The sequence below is a fragment of the Bradyrhizobium sp. 45 genome (assembly GCF_023073155.1).
Lineage (GTDB): Bacteria > Pseudomonadota > Alphaproteobacteria > Rhizobiales > Xanthobacteraceae > Bradyrhizobium > Bradyrhizobium canariense_D.
Genome location: NZ_JADPIX010000122.1, coordinates 752,802 through 766,325 on the forward strand (window position 1 = coordinate 752,802; position 13,524 = coordinate 766,325).

Annotated in this window: 14 protein-coding genes; 13 read left to right on the forward strand and 1 reads right to left on the reverse strand. The window is 63.8% G+C overall.

Annotation, left to right across the window (positions count from 1 at the left end; all coding sequences use genetic code 11):
* The first annotated feature begins 8 nt into the window (after positions 1-8).
* From IVB42_RS23990 to IVB42_RS24005, 4 genes are all read left to right on the forward strand, one after another.
* Entirely contained in the window at positions 9-1,763 is a 1,755-nt protein-coding gene (locus tag IVB42_RS23990) for a SulP family inorganic anion transporter (protein WP_247296238.1), read from the forward strand.
* Between the two features lie 94 nt (positions 1,764-1,857).
* Complete coding sequence (locus IVB42_RS23995) at positions 1,858-2,691, forward strand: shikimate dehydrogenase (RefSeq protein ID WP_204512354.1); 834 nt, start codon at positions 1,858-1,860, stop codon at positions 2,689-2,691.
* 66 nt (positions 2,692-2,757) lie between these two features.
* Entirely contained in the window at positions 2,758-3,384 is a 627-nt protein-coding gene (locus IVB42_RS24000; protein ID WP_085348798.1) for a hypothetical protein, read from the forward strand.
* A 15-nt stretch (positions 3,385-3,399) separates the two neighbouring features.
* Positions 3,400-4,023, forward strand: coding sequence for a hypothetical protein (locus IVB42_RS24005; RefSeq protein ID WP_026232553.1), 624 nt, complete (start codon positions 3,400-3,402; stop codon positions 4,021-4,023).
* Positions 4,024-4,139: 116 nt separating this feature from the next.
* On the opposite strand, the gene IVB42_RS24010 is transcribed toward IVB42_RS24005, so the two are convergent.
* The gene (locus tag IVB42_RS24010) at positions 4,140-5,276 is read right to left on the reverse strand and encodes an alpha-hydroxy acid oxidase (RefSeq protein ID WP_018453552.1); all 1,137 of its coding nucleotides are present in this window, start codon (positions 5,274-5,276) and stop codon (positions 4,140-4,142) included.
* Between the two features lie 122 nt (positions 5,277-5,398).
* On the opposite strand from IVB42_RS24010, the gene IVB42_RS24015 reads away from it, so the two are divergent.
* From IVB42_RS24015 to IVB42_RS24055, 9 genes are all read left to right on the forward strand, one after another.
* Positions 5,399-5,566, forward strand: coding sequence for a hypothetical protein (locus IVB42_RS24015; RefSeq protein ID WP_018453553.1), 168 nt, complete (start codon positions 5,399-5,401; stop codon positions 5,564-5,566).
* Positions 5,567-5,785: 219 nt separating this feature from the next.
* Complete coding sequence (glmM, locus tag IVB42_RS24020) at positions 5,786-7,129, forward strand: phosphoglucosamine mutase (RefSeq protein WP_018453554.1); 1,344 nt, start codon at positions 5,786-5,788, stop codon at positions 7,127-7,129.
* A 251-nt stretch (positions 7,130-7,380) separates the two neighbouring features.
* A complete protein-coding gene (locus tag IVB42_RS24025) occupies positions 7,381-8,631 on the forward strand; it encodes an MFS transporter (protein ID WP_247296232.1) in 1,251 nt (416 codons plus the stop codon).
* A 235-nt stretch (positions 8,632-8,866) separates the two neighbouring features.
* Positions 8,867-9,712: an outer membrane beta-barrel protein gene (locus IVB42_RS24030; RefSeq protein WP_240543166.1), complete on the forward strand. Its 846-nt coding sequence runs from the start codon at positions 8,867-8,869 to the stop codon at positions 9,710-9,712.
* Between the two features lie 155 nt (positions 9,713-9,867).
* On the forward strand, positions 9,868-10,758 hold the full coding sequence (locus IVB42_RS24035; protein WP_240544152.1) for an outer membrane beta-barrel protein: 891 nt from the start codon (positions 9,868-9,870) through the stop codon (positions 10,756-10,758).
* A 68-nt stretch (positions 10,759-10,826) separates the two neighbouring features.
* The gene (locus tag IVB42_RS24040; protein ID WP_018453558.1) at positions 10,827-11,417 is read left to right on the forward strand and encodes a glutathione S-transferase family protein; all 591 of its coding nucleotides are present in this window, start codon (positions 10,827-10,829) and stop codon (positions 11,415-11,417) included.
* 25 nt (positions 11,418-11,442) lie between these two features.
* The gene (locus tag IVB42_RS24045) at positions 11,443-11,907 is read left to right on the forward strand and encodes a GNAT family N-acetyltransferase (RefSeq protein ID WP_018453559.1); all 465 of its coding nucleotides are present in this window, start codon (positions 11,443-11,445) and stop codon (positions 11,905-11,907) included.
* 171 nt (positions 11,908-12,078) lie between these two features.
* Positions 12,079-12,270, forward strand: coding sequence for a hypothetical protein (locus IVB42_RS24050; RefSeq protein WP_240543165.1), 192 nt, complete (start codon positions 12,079-12,081; stop codon positions 12,268-12,270).
* A gap of 79 nt (positions 12,271-12,349) precedes the next feature.
* Positions 12,350-13,522 carry a phosphoserine transaminase gene (locus IVB42_RS24055; RefSeq protein ID WP_247296226.1) on the forward strand — a complete coding sequence of 391 codons (1,173 nt, stop codon included), beginning with the start codon at positions 12,350-12,352 and terminating at the stop codon, positions 13,520-13,522.
* Positions 13,523-13,524 lie beyond the last annotated feature (2 nt).

Here is a 13,524-nt window from a genome sequence, read left to right on the forward strand (position 1 = left end):
TTGCTGAAATGAGCATCACAGGCGAACACGCAGGCAAGCTGCACCAGCCTCGTCGGCCGACCTTTACCGAACTCTATCTGCCAAAGCTCGTCACCGTATGGCGCGAGGGCTATGGCTTATCGGATTTCCGTGCCGATGTGTTCGCGGGCCTCACGGTCGCGATCGTCGCGTTGCCGTTGTCGATGGCGATCGCGATCGCTTCGGGCGTGACGCCGGACCGCGGACTCTACACCGCTGTTGTCGGCGGCTTCATTGCGTCACTGCTCGGCGGCAGCCGATTCCAGATCGGCGGTCCGGCCGGCGCCTTCATTGTGCTGGTTGCGGCGACCGCCGACCGTCACGGGGTTGACGGCGTGGTCCTGGCCACGCTGATGGCGGGCCTGTTCCTGATCGCTGCGGGCTTCCTGCGGATCGGCACCTATATCAAGTTCATTCCATATCCTGTGACGGTTGGCTTCACGGCCGGCATCGCCGTCATCATCTTCGCCAGCCAGCTGCGCGATCTCGGCGGGATCACGCTCCTCGCGAAGGAGCCCAGCGAATTCGTCCCGAAACTCGTCGCGCTTGCCGGGGGCCTGCACACCGTCAATCCGTCGGCCGTCGCGGTTGCGATCGTCAGCATTGCCATCATCGCCGGCCTGCGACGCTGGCTGCCGTCCTGGCCCGGTATCCTGATCGCGGTCGTGCTCGCGGCGGTCGCATGTGCCGTGCTGTCGCTGCCGGTCGAGACCGTCGGATCGCGCTTCGGCGGCATTCCGCGGGAACTGCCCTCGCCAGCCTTGCCTGCATTCTCGCTCGCGAAGGCGACCGCCGTGCTGCCCGATGCGATCTCCTTCGCACTGCTCGCCGCCATCGAATCGCTGCTGTCGGCGGTGGTGGCCGACGGCATGACCGGACGCCGTCACCGCTCCAATTGCGAGCTGGTGGCGCAAGGTGCCGCCAATGTCGGCGCGGCGGTGTTCGGCGGCATCTGTGTCACGGGGCTGATCGCGCGCACGGCGACCAACATCCGCGCCGGCGCGCGGGGGCCGCTCGCGGGCATGCTGCATTCGGTTTTCCTGCTGCTGTTCATGCTGATCGCAGCGCCGCTCGCGAGCTACATCCCGCTGGCCGCGCTCGCCGCCGTGCTCGTCGTGGTGGCCTGGACCATGGCGGAGAAGCACGAATTCGCGACGCTCCTGCGCTCGTCATGGGGCGATGCCGTCGTGCTGCTCGCAACCTTCCTGCTCACCATCTTCCGCGATCTGACCGAGGGCATTCTGGTTGGCTTCGCGCTTGGCGCGGTCCTGTTCATCCATCGCATGGCGGAAATGACGGGCATCGAGGAACGATCGCCACTGGTGGCCGCCGATCGTCCCGATGACGATAATGGCGGGCGCGTGCCTTACGACCCCGCACTCGCGGTCGATCGCGACGTGCTGGTCTATCGCATCACCGGCGCGTTCTTCTTCGGCGCGGCCTCGGCGATCGGCAGCGTGCTCGACGGCATCGCCGACAAGCGCAAGGGTTTTATGGTCGATTTCGCCGACGTGCCGTTCCTGGATTCGACCGCGGCCAACGTGCTCGGCCGCGTCGCCGCCAAGGCCCACCGCCAGGGCATCCGGCTGTTCATCACAGGGGCGTCGCCTGCGGTCCGCCGTGCGCTGCTCACCCATGGCGTCACGCCGCCACGCGCGCGCTATCGCGAGACCATCGCGCGTGCGGTCGCCGACATCAAGGGCGGCGCGGCGCTGCCCGCGGGTGGTGAGGCGGGCACGACCTGACGTCGAGCCTCTCCCGAGACGGCCCCGCGCGCTTGACAGCGCCTGCGGGACGCGAAATGGATCGCCTCCGAAACCACCCCAGGGGAGGACGACCGTGACCAAGGCTCCCGCAGCCTGCCTGATCGGATGGCCGGCCGCGCATTCGCGCTCGCCGCTGATCCATCGTTATTGGCTGCGCACGCTCGGGATCGAGGGCGGCTATGTCATCGAGGCGGTTCCACCCGATAATTTGCGTGACTTCGTCCTGCGGCTGTCGCTGCGCGGCTTCGTCGGCGCCAACGTCACCATCCCGCACAAGGAAGGCGTGCTCGAGCTGTCGACGCCCGATGCCCGCGCGCGAGCGGTCGGTGCGGCCAACACGCTTTGGTTTGCAGACGGCGAGCTGCGCTCGACCAACACCGACGTCGAGGGCTTTATCGGCAATCTCGATGCCAGCGCGCCCGGCTGGGACGCAGCCGAAGAGGCGCTGGTGCTCGGCGCCGGCGGCTCCTCGCGCGCCATCGTGTTCGGGTTGCTTGAACGCGGCATCAAGCGCGTCCATCTCGCCAATCGCACCGTCGGCCGGGCCGAGATGCTTGCAAGGCAGTTCGGGCCGAAGGTGCATCCTGTTGCGTGGGATGGCATCGACCACATTCTGCCGCGTGCAAAACTTCTCGTGAACACGACCTCGCTCGGCATGCACGGTCAGCCTTCACTCGACCTTGAAGTGGCGCGCCTGCCGGATGGCGCCGTGATCGCCGATCTCGTCTATGTCCCGCTGGTGACGCCGCTGCTGGCGGCCGCACAGGCGCGCGGGTTGAAGACCGCCGACGGGCTCGGCATGCTGCTGCATCAGGCGGTCCGCGGCTTCGAGCTGTGGTTCGGCCAGCGGCCGCAGGTCACGGCCGAGCTGCGTGCGCTGGTCGAGGCCGATCTCACAAAGACTTGAGAGAATAGCGCGTAATCTCCGGAGTTCTATGTCCGTAGGGACAATAGGGCGCAATCGGAGACCATCATGTCTGTTCAACGTGCAACTTTCACACGTCCGCTCATCGCCGTCGCGATGGTGGCCGTCTCGACCCTCTCGGCCCTTGCGCAAAGGGCGCCGGTGCCGACGCGCGTGCGAGGCACGATCGAAAGCGTCAATGGCGACACGATGCAGGTCAAGGCGCGCAGCGGCGAGGATGTCAAGCTGCACATCGCCTCCGACGTGAACGTGTCGGGCATTACCAGGATTTCACTTGCCGACATCAAGCCCGGCTCCTTCGTCGGCGCCACCACCGTGCCGGGACCGGACGGAGGCGCGAACGCGGTCGAGGTGCACGTGTTTCCGGAGAGCATGCGCGGCACCGGCGAGGGCTCGCGACCCTATGACCTCAAGCCCAATTCCAGCATGACCAATGCGACCGTGTCGGAGAGCGTGGTCGGCAATGACGGCCATACGCTGCTGGTCAAGTACAAGGACGGCGAGAAGAAGGTGTTCGTCGCCGACAATACGCCGGTGGTGACCTTTGTCCCCGGCGACAGATCCGATCTGAAGGCCGGCGCCAAGGTGATCGCCTTCATGAAGCAGCTGCCGGACGGCTCATTCGAAACCAACCGCGTCAGCGTCGGCCGCGACGGCCTGACGCCGCCGATGTAAATGGAGAATAACAACATGTCGAAGAGAACCTGGATATCACGCCTCGGCGTGGCCGCGTTCGCCGCCTGCATCGTCACGTCATCCGCCCTGGCGCAGCAGACGCCGACGGTCCGCATCCGCGGCACCATCGAGAGCGTCGACGGCAACACGCTCGGCATCAAGACCCGCGAAGGAACCGACGTGAAGGTGCGCATGACCGACAACGTCGCCGTCTTCGCGGTGGTGAAGACGTCGTTGTCGGAGATCAAGGACGGCTCCTATATCGGCGTCACCGGCCTGCCCGAGCCCGACGGCACCCAGAAGGCGATCGCGGTGCACATCTTCCCCGAAAACCAGCGCGGCGCGGCCGAAGGTTTTCGTCCCTGGGACGCGCGCGCCAACTCGACCATGACCAACGCCACCGTGGCGCAGACGGTGAAGGGCACCGACGGCCAGAACATCACGGTCAAGTACAAGGACGGCGAGAAGAAAGTCGTGGTGCCGCCGGACACGCCGATCGTCACCTTCGTCGCCAGCGACAAATCCGAGCTCAAGCCCGGCGCCAAGCTGATCATTTTCGGCGCGGTGAAGAAGGACGATGGTTCGCTTGAGGCCAACCGGGTGAATGTCGGCCGCGACGGGGTGACGCCGCCGATGTGAGGGCGAACGCTGAAATCTTAGGGTGGGCAAAGGCGCGAAGCGCCGTGCCCACCCTACGATTTGCGAATTGGTGGGCACGCTTCGCTTTGCCCGCCCTACGGCACTGCCGCTGCGGTTCACATCGCGATGATATGTTCGTCGATTTCGTCAATCCGGTTGACGCCGCACAGGCCCATGGTGGTGAGCAGCTCCTTCTGGATGATGTCGATCGCCTTGGCGACGCCGGCCTGGCCGCCGGCGCCAAGGCCATAGGCGTAGGCGCGGCCGATCATGCAGGACTTCGCGCCGAGCGCGAGCGCGCGCATCACGTCCTGGCCGGAGCGGATGCCGCCGTCGAACATGATCTCCATCCTGTCACCGACCGCCTCGGCGATCTCGGGCAGCACCTCGATCGATGACGGCGCGCCGTCGAGCTGACGGCCGCCATGGTTCGAGACGACGAGAGCCTGCGCGCCGGTCTTGGCGGCTTCCTCGGCGTCCTCGACGTCCAGAATGCCCTTGATGATCAGCTTGCCCGGCCAGATGCTGCGGACCCACTCGACGTCCTTCCAGTTCAACGACGTGTCGAACTGCGAGGCGGTCCATTCGGCGAGGCGATTGAGGTCCTCGGTGTTCTTCACGTGGCCGGCGATGTTGCCGAAGGTACGGCGCTTGCCCCGCAGCACGCCGGAGACCCACGCGGGCTTTGTGGCGAAATCCAGAAATTTAGACATCGTCCACTCGGGGGGGATCGTCATGCCGTTCTTGATGTCCTGGTGGCGCTGGCCGATGACCTGGAGATCGACGGTCAGCACCAGCGCGGAGCATTTCGCCGCGATCGCGCGCTGGATCAACTCCTTGATGAAGCCGCGGTCCTTCATCACGTAGAGCTGGAACCAGAACGGCTTCTCGACATTGGCCGCGATGTCCTCGATCGAGCAGATCGACATCGTCGACTGCGTGAACGGGATACCGGCCGCTTGCGCGGCACGGCAGGCATGGATCTCGCCATCGCCATGCTGCATGCCGAGCAGGCCCACCGGCGCGAGGATTAGCGGCATGGTCGAGGGCTCGCCGAGGATCGTGGTCGCGGTGTCGCGTTTGGAGACGTCGACCAGAATGCGCTGGCGGAACTTGATCGCCTGCATGTCTTCGCGGTTGGCGCGCAGCGTTTCCTCGGCGTAGGAGCCGCGGTCGCAATAATCGAAGAACGCCTTCGGCACGCGGCGCTGATGCAGTGTGCGAAGATCGTCGATACAGGTGATGTGCTTCATGAACGTTTCCCGGCCCGTCTTGTCGGAAGAGTCTTGTATGGGAAGACTCTTGCATCGGAAGATCGAGGGGTCATCTAGCATGGTTGGATGCACAGCCAAATCGTTTGCAAGAGGAGGGCGCCATGACCAGGCCGCACACCGGACCGACGCCGGAGGAGATCAAGGAGAAGCATGATCTCGAGGAAGCGCTGGAGGAGGGTCTGGAAGAGACCTTTCCGGGCTCCGATCCCGTCAGTGTCACCCAGCCGGCGCCGAGCCGCGCCGACGGCCATGTGAAGCGCTCGGACTAGGTGCCGGTTCCGCCCTGTTCCAGTATCTTCAACGGAATATAATGTTAACAAGACGTTATCGGGGCCGGGAGCCGCCCGGTTCCGTAATGATTCATCATATTTTTTGAAGCCAAGTTAGCCGTGATGGCTCTATAAGACCTCAGCAAATCAGGGATGCGGGTCCCGCTTGGGCACCCGGAGGTTGCGCTGGGGATCCCTGGTTGTTGCGTGGGGGACGATATGAGCCGCAAATATTTCGGGACGGACGGGATCCGGGGCCGCGCCAACGGACTGATCACGCCGGAGCTCGCGCTCAAGGTCGGCCAGGCCGCAGGCCTGGCGTTTCAGCGCGGTGACCACCGCCACAGGGTCGTGATCGGCAAGGACACCCGCCTGTCCGGCTACATGATCGAATACGCGATGGTCGCGGGCTTCACTTCGGTCGGCATGGACGTGCTGCTGGTCGGCCCGATGCCGACGCCCGCGGTCGCGATGCTGACCAAGTCGATGCGCGCCGATCTCGGCGTGATGATCTCCGCCTCGCATAATCTGTTCGAGGACAACGGCATCAAGCTGTTCGGGCCGCAGGGCTTCAAGCTCTCCGACGACGTCGAGAAGCAGATCGAGCAGCTGCTCGATGAGCCCATCGACAAGCGTCTCGCCCAGAGCGCCAGTCTCGGCCGCGCCCGCCGCATCGACGGCGTGCATGACCGCTACATCGAATTCGCCAAGCGCACGCTGCCGCGCGATCTGTCACTCGACGGCCTGCGCGTCGTGGTCGATTGCGCCAATGGCGCCGCCTACAAGGTGGTGCCGGAAGCGCTGTGGGAGCTGGGCGCCGACGTGATCCCGATCGGGGTCGAGCCCGACGGTTTCAACATCAACAAGGAATGCGGCTCCACCTCGCCGGAAGCGCTGTCGAAGAAGGTGCGCGAGATGCGCGCCGACATCGGTATCGCGCTCGACGGTGACGCCGATCGCGTCATCCTGGTCGACGAGCGCGGCCACATCGTCGACGGCGACCAGCTGCTCGCGGTTATCGCGCAGAGCTGGAAGGAAGACGGTCGGCTGTCGCGATCGGGCATCGTCGCCACCGTGATGTCGAACCTCGGGCTCGAGCGCTTCCTTAATGCGCAGGGGCTCGATCTCGTGCGCACGCCGGTCGGCGATCGCTACGTGCTCGAGCAGATGCTGAACGGCGGCTACAATCTCGGTGGCGAGCAGTCCGGCCACATCATCCTGTCCGACTACGCCACCACCGGGGACGGCTTCGTGGCCGCATTGCAGGTGCTTGCCGTGGTGCAGAAGCTGCGCCGGCCGGTGTCGGAAGTCTGCCACCGTTTCGATCCGCTGCCGCAGATCCTGAAGAACGTCCGTCACAAGGGCGGCAAGCCGCTCGACAATTCCGACGTCAAATCGGCGATCTCCGACGGCGAGCAGCGGCTCAACGGCCACGGCCGCCTGCTGATCCGCTCCTCCGGCACCGAGCCGGTGATCCGCGTCATGGGCGAGGGCGAGGATCGCATCCTGGTCGAGGACGTCGTCGATACCATCGTCTCGGCGCTCGGGAACGCCGCGGCCTGAACTCGCAGCCATCCTTCGAGATGCCCGCTTTCGCGGGCTCCTCAGGATGAGGTTTTGTTTCCAGGCGAAGACGTAGACCCTCATGGTGAGGAGCCCGCCACAGGCGGGCGTCTCGAACCATGCAGGCCGCAGTTTGGCCGCGAAATCTGGCGAAGCGCATTCCAGCCATGGGCGTTTGGCGGTGGATCGGTCGCCGCGCGCATCGTAACTAGCTTGTCGCGGCAATCTGCCGCGCCCGCCGGGATGCTCCAGTGAACAAGCCTGTCGTCGTCTCAGAGGAAACACTGACGGAGCCCGTCCTCGTCAGCGACGTCGCACCCGGCGCCAAAAGTGCCGCGGGGCCGGCCTATGTCGTGCTGGCCGGCATCAGCTTCTCGCACTTCCTCAACGACACCATGCAGTCGCTGATCGCTTCGGTGTATCCGATCCTGAAGGACACCTACGCGCTCGACTTCGCGCAGATCGGCATGATCACGCTGGCCTTCCAGTTCACGGCCTCGCTGCTCCAGCCGGTGGTCGGCCACTACACCGACAAGAAGGCGCAGCCCTATTCGCTGTCGATCGGCATGGCCTCGACCTTCTTCGGTCTGTTGCTGCTCAGTGCCGCCCACCAATATCTGGTCATCCTCGTCGCCGCCGCTCTGGTCGGCCTCGGCTCGGCGGTGTTTCACCCGGAGTCGGCGCGCATCGCGCGGCTCGCCTCCGGCGGCCGTTACGGTTTTGCGCAATCGGTGTTCCAGCTCGGCGGCAGTTTTGGCACCTCGATGGGACCGGTGCTCGCCGCGCTCATCGTCGTGCCGTTCGGGCAGGGCAGCATCGCCTGGTTCTCCTCGATCGCCTTCCTCGCGATCCTCATCCTCTGGCGCATCGGCCGCTGGTACGAACCGCAGATCAAGGCGAAGAAGGCGGTGGTGGATCAAGCCCATCCCGACGCGCCGAATTCGCGTCGCGTCGTCGTTGCGCTCCTCGTGCTGGTCGCGCTGCTGTTCTCGAAGCAGCTCTACGTCTCGAGCCTGTCGAGCTACTACATCTTCTATCTGATCGACCGCTTCGGCGTATCGACGCAAGCCGCGCAGATGTATCTCTTCATTTTCCTCGCAGCGAACGCGGTCGGCGCTTTTCTCGGTGGTCCCCTGGGCGATCGCTTCGGCCGCAAGATCGTGATCTGGATCTCGATCCTGGGGGCGCTGCCGTTCACGCTGGCGCTGCCCTATGCCGGGCTCTATGCGAGCGCGGTGCTGTCCGTGCTCATCGGCCTGATCATCTCCTCGACGACGTCGTCGATCATCGTGTTCGCGCAGGAGCTGGTACCGCACCGCTTCGGCATGATCTCCGGCGTATTCTTCGGTGTCGCCTTCGGCATCGGCGGCCTGGGCGCCGCCGTGCTCGGCAAGCTCGCCGACCACACCTCGATCGCGTTCGTCTACCAGGTTTGCGCCTATCTGCCGGCGATCGGCCTGCTTGCGGTATTCCTGCCCAAGCTGCCGCGGCACGCGCGTTAACATATCCTGACTTGCTGCAACGCGGCTTCATACATCGTTAGGAAATGCGGCGACGGCGTCGCATTTGGCGCTGCATTTTTGCAACGCTCGCGACGCCCGCGCGTGCGAGTTGAGAAAAAATCAACCTTAAAAATTAGGGTTAAGTGGCGCTTAAGCATTTGCTGGCATCGTCCGGGCCGTGAGTTTCCAGAACGTGAGGCGCCGTATTGCCTCACCGGCCAAAAGGACGAAGCCAATGCGTAGCGTTAAGTCTCTCCTTGCCGCGGGTGCGGCAACCCTGATCTCCTCGATGGCGTTCGCCGCCGACATGCCGATCGCGGCGCCCCCTCCGATGTACGCGCCCCCGGCTCCGCCCGCCGACTTCGGTGGCTGGTACCTGCGCGGCGACGTCGGCTTCAGCAATCAGAAGACGAGCGATCTCCACTACGGTCGCGAGTCCGCCTATTCGCAGCTCACCTCGTTCAATCAGCAGTCGTCGTTCGACACCGCCGGCATCTTTGGCCTCGGCGCGGGTTACCGGTTCAACAATTGGTTCCGCGCGGACGTGACCGGGCAGTATCGCGGCAATTCGAATTTCAAGGGAACGGATCGTTTCACCGGAACCGCGGGCGGCGTGCCCTACAGCGGGATCGATAATTACAGCGCATCCAAGTCCGAATGGCTGGTCTTGGCGAACGCGTATGTCGACCTGGGCACCTGGTGGTGCATCACGCCGTTCATCGGTGCCGGCGTTGGCGGCGCACGCGTCTCCATCTCGAACTTTACCGATACCGGCATCAACGATCTTGCGTTCTCGACGGCGAGCTTCTCGAGCGCACCAGCCGGTTCGAAGTGGAACCTGGCGTGGGCTGCCCATGCGGGTCTCGCGTACAAGGTCAATCCCAACCTCGTTCTCGAACTGGCCTACAGCTATGTCGATATGGGTGAGGGGCAAACCGGTGTCTTGTCGACCTACACCGGGGCAACCACCGGCAACGTTTTCAAGTTCAAGGACATTACCTCGCACGACCTGAAGCTCGGCGTGCGCTGGAATCTCGACAGCCCGCCGGCCTACATGCCGCCGCTCGTCACCAAGGGCTGATCGTCAGCCTCATCGCTTAATCTCTCTTAACGGCGCGGGATCATCCCGCGCCGTTTTGCTTTGCGTATTTTTCATGGCGGGCGGCGACGAAAGCCTCCGGCGCAACCATTGGTTAAGGTTAACGGGCCATGATCACGAGCGAAAGTTCGAGTTCGATGGAGCGTTCGATGCGTAGGCTTTTGTTGGCGGTGGCGATGTTGGGGACGGTCTCTGCGGCGCACGCGGCCGATCTCTCCGATCTTCCCATCCTCCGAGGCAGCTTCACCGACGGGCTGTCAAAGACGTCCCACAACTGGGACGGTTTTTATGTTGGCGGCCAGTTCGGGTTTGCCACGACCGATGTTGATTTCAGTCATGCTCCGAAGACGATGACCGACTTCATGCTTCGCAACAGCATCCTTGAGGCGCCAGTCGGCGGCTGGTCGCTGCTGCCGAGTAACCACGTGCAGTCGACCGGGTTTGGCGCCTATGTCGGCCGCAATTGGCAGCTCTACGATGCAGTGTTCGGCGTCGAGGCCAATTACAGCTACATGAAGAATATATCGAGCTCGGCAAGTGATTCCATGACACGCATTCTCGACGGTGAGACGGCGCCAACGGGCCATACCTATACCTACGTCACTTCACTCGGTGGTGGTGCTGCGCTAAAGCTGAAGGATTACGCCACCTTCCGCGGTCGGGTCGGTTGGGACGGCGGCGACTTCATGCCCTATGCCTTCGCCGGTCTGGCGATTGGGCGCGCTGAAGTTTCGCGATTCGCGACGGTGTCCTACATCAAGCATGACGACTATGACGAGTCGATTGTCCTGGGCGGTGTTACGGCGACGATCCATCGACAGGACACGATTGACACGGGTACGTTTAACAAGACTGAGCTGCGCACCAACAGCTTCATGTACGGATGGACGGCCGGTATCGGTGTCGAGTACGCGATCTGCAACAACATCCTGGTTCGCGGCGAATGGGAGCATGTCGGCTTCTCGGACGTGAAGGACATCACTGTCGGCCTGAATAACTTCCGCGTCGGCATTGGCTACCAGTTCTGAGTCGCCCGCTTCCTGTTGACAGATTCCTTCCGTCCTGATGCTCTGTCGCCGAATGCGCGGGGGCACCGATGCGGATCTACGGCGATAGCAATTCCGGCAATTGTCTGAAGGTGAAGTGGGTCTGCGACAAGCTCGCGGTGCTCTACGAGTGGATCGAGATCGACACCCGCAAGGGCGAGACCCGTACGCCGCAATTCCTCCAGATGAACGGTGCCGGCCAGGTGCCCACCGTCGCTTTCGACGACGGTCGCACGCTGGCGCAGTCCAATGCCATCATCCGCTATCTCGCGCGCGACAGTGCGCTCATTCCGGGCGACGCCTTCACTGCCGCCAAGATGGACGAATGGCTGTTCTGGGAACAATACAGCCACGAGCCCTATATCGCGGTGTGCCGCTTCCAGCTCGTCTATCTCGGCAAGGACGCCTCCGAGCTCGATCCTGAAAAGGTCAAGCGCGGCTACGCGGCGCTCGATCGCATGGAGCAGCATCTGGCGGCAAACCGCTTCTTCGCCGGTGATGACGTTTCGCTTGCCGACGTCTCGCTGCTTGCCTATACGCGCGTCGCGCATGAAGGCGGCTTCGATCTCGGTCGCTATGCCGCCATCCGCCGCTGGATCGGCGAAGCCGAGACCTTTCTCGGGCTACCCAAGGTGCGTTAGGCGCGCTTGAGGCAGGAGTAACTTTATGAACGCCGAATCTGTCTCCATTCGTCCCGCGCGCCGCGAAGATGTTGCTGCGATCGTGACGATGCTCGCCGACGATCATCTCGGGAGCGCACGCGAGCGCGTGGAAGACCCGTTGCATGCGTCCTATTACGAGGCATTCGCGCGGGTCGAGCGCGATCAAAATATCCAGCTTGTGGTTGTCGAGAGTGAGGGCAGGGTGGTCGGCTGCCTGCAGCTCGCGATCCTGCCGGGTCTCAGCTCGCAAGGCGGCTTGCGCGGTCTGCTCGAAGACGTCCGCGTCGCTTCCGATTGCCGCAGCCGCGGCATCGGCGAGCAATTGGTGCAATGGGCGGTGACGGAAGCGAAAGCGCGCGGTTGCAATCTCGTCGAACTGCTGACGCATCAGACGCGAACAGATGCGCAGCGCTTCTACAAGCGGCTTGGGTTCACGGCGAGTCACGTCGGCATGACTGTCCGCTTTTGACGCAGCACGCTATGAGCCTTGCGCGATCAGCGAAATCGGATCGCGCGTACGTTCATATTAAGAGCTGATAAACCACCGTCACGGCGTTCACGTTGGTGAAGGAACGAACGGTGCTACGGGACGTCGAAACCGGGCTCGATCGGTTCGGGGATTTCGATGACAAGCTATTCGATGATCAAGGTCGGCAACGACTACGTCGTGCAGGCCAATGACAAATGCATTTTGAAAGTCGGCAGCCGCCGCCGCGCCGCGCAATTGATCAGCGATGCCACGGGCTTGCTGAACGCGCTGGCGGTGGTCGATTCCCCCAAGATCGCACCGGAGGCGCCATCACCCGCGCGTGAGGCGCCGGAACTTCCTTGACTGGTCTTCCCGATTCCCGTATCAGCCGCGGCGGGACACCTCCCCCCAACGGGAGGCTTACTATCTGGAAGGGTAGACGATGACTGTAGCGAAGCCCGCTTCGCGGCCGAACATGCCGCATTTTTCCTCCGGCCCCTGCGCCAAGCGCCCCGGATGGAATGCCCAAAATCTCAAGGACGCAGCGCTCGGCCGTTCGCATCGCGCGAAGGTCGGCAAGACCAAGCTCAAGCTAGCGATCGATTTGACGCGCGAAGTGCTCGAAGTGCCCGCTGATTATCGCATCGGCATCGTGCCGGCCTCCGATACCGGCGCGGTCGAGATGGCGCTGTGGTCGATGCTGGGTGCGCGGCCCGTCACCACGCTCGCCTGGGAATCCTTTGGCGAGGGCTGGGTCAGCGACATCGTCAAGGAATTGAAGCTCAAGGACGTCACCAAGCTCAACGCGGCTTACGGTGAGATCCCCGACCTCTCCAAGGTCGATCCGAAGTCCGACGTCGTCTTCACCTGGAACGGCACCACCTCGGGCGTGCGCGTGCCGAACGCCGACTGGATCAGCGCGACCCGCGAAGGCCTGACCATCTGCGACGCCACCTCGGCCGCGTTCGCGCAACCCCTCGACTGGGCCAAGCTCGACGTCGTCACCTTCTCCTGGCAGAAGGCGCTCGGCGGCGAAGCCGCGCATGGCATGCTGATCCTGTCGCCCCGCGCGGTGGAGCGGCTCGAAACCTACAAGCCGGCCTGGCCGCTGCCGAAGATTTTCCGCATGACCAAGGGCGGCAAGATCAACGAAGGCATTTTCGTCGGCGAGACCATCAACACGCCGTCGATGCTCTGCGTCGAGGATTATCTCGACGCACTGAACTGGGCCAAGTCGATCGGCGGCCTGAAGGCGTTGATCGCGCGCGCCGACGCCAACACCAAGGTGCTCGCCGACTGGAAGGCTAAGACGCCCTGGATCGACTTCCTCGCCAAGGACGCCGCAATCCGCTCCAACACTTCGGTGTGCCTGAAGTTCACCGATCCCGCGATCACCTCACTCTCCGAGGACGCGCAGGCCGAGTTCAGCAAGAAGCTGGTGGCGCTGGTCGAGAAAGAGGGCGCGGGCTACGACTTCGCCTACTATCGCGATGCGCCCGCCGGCCTGCGTATCTGGTGCGGCGCCACCGTCGAGGCCAGTGATGTCGCGCTGCTGACCCAGTGGATCGACTGGGCCTTCGCCGAGACCAAGGCCGCGCTCGCCAAGGCGGCGTAGTT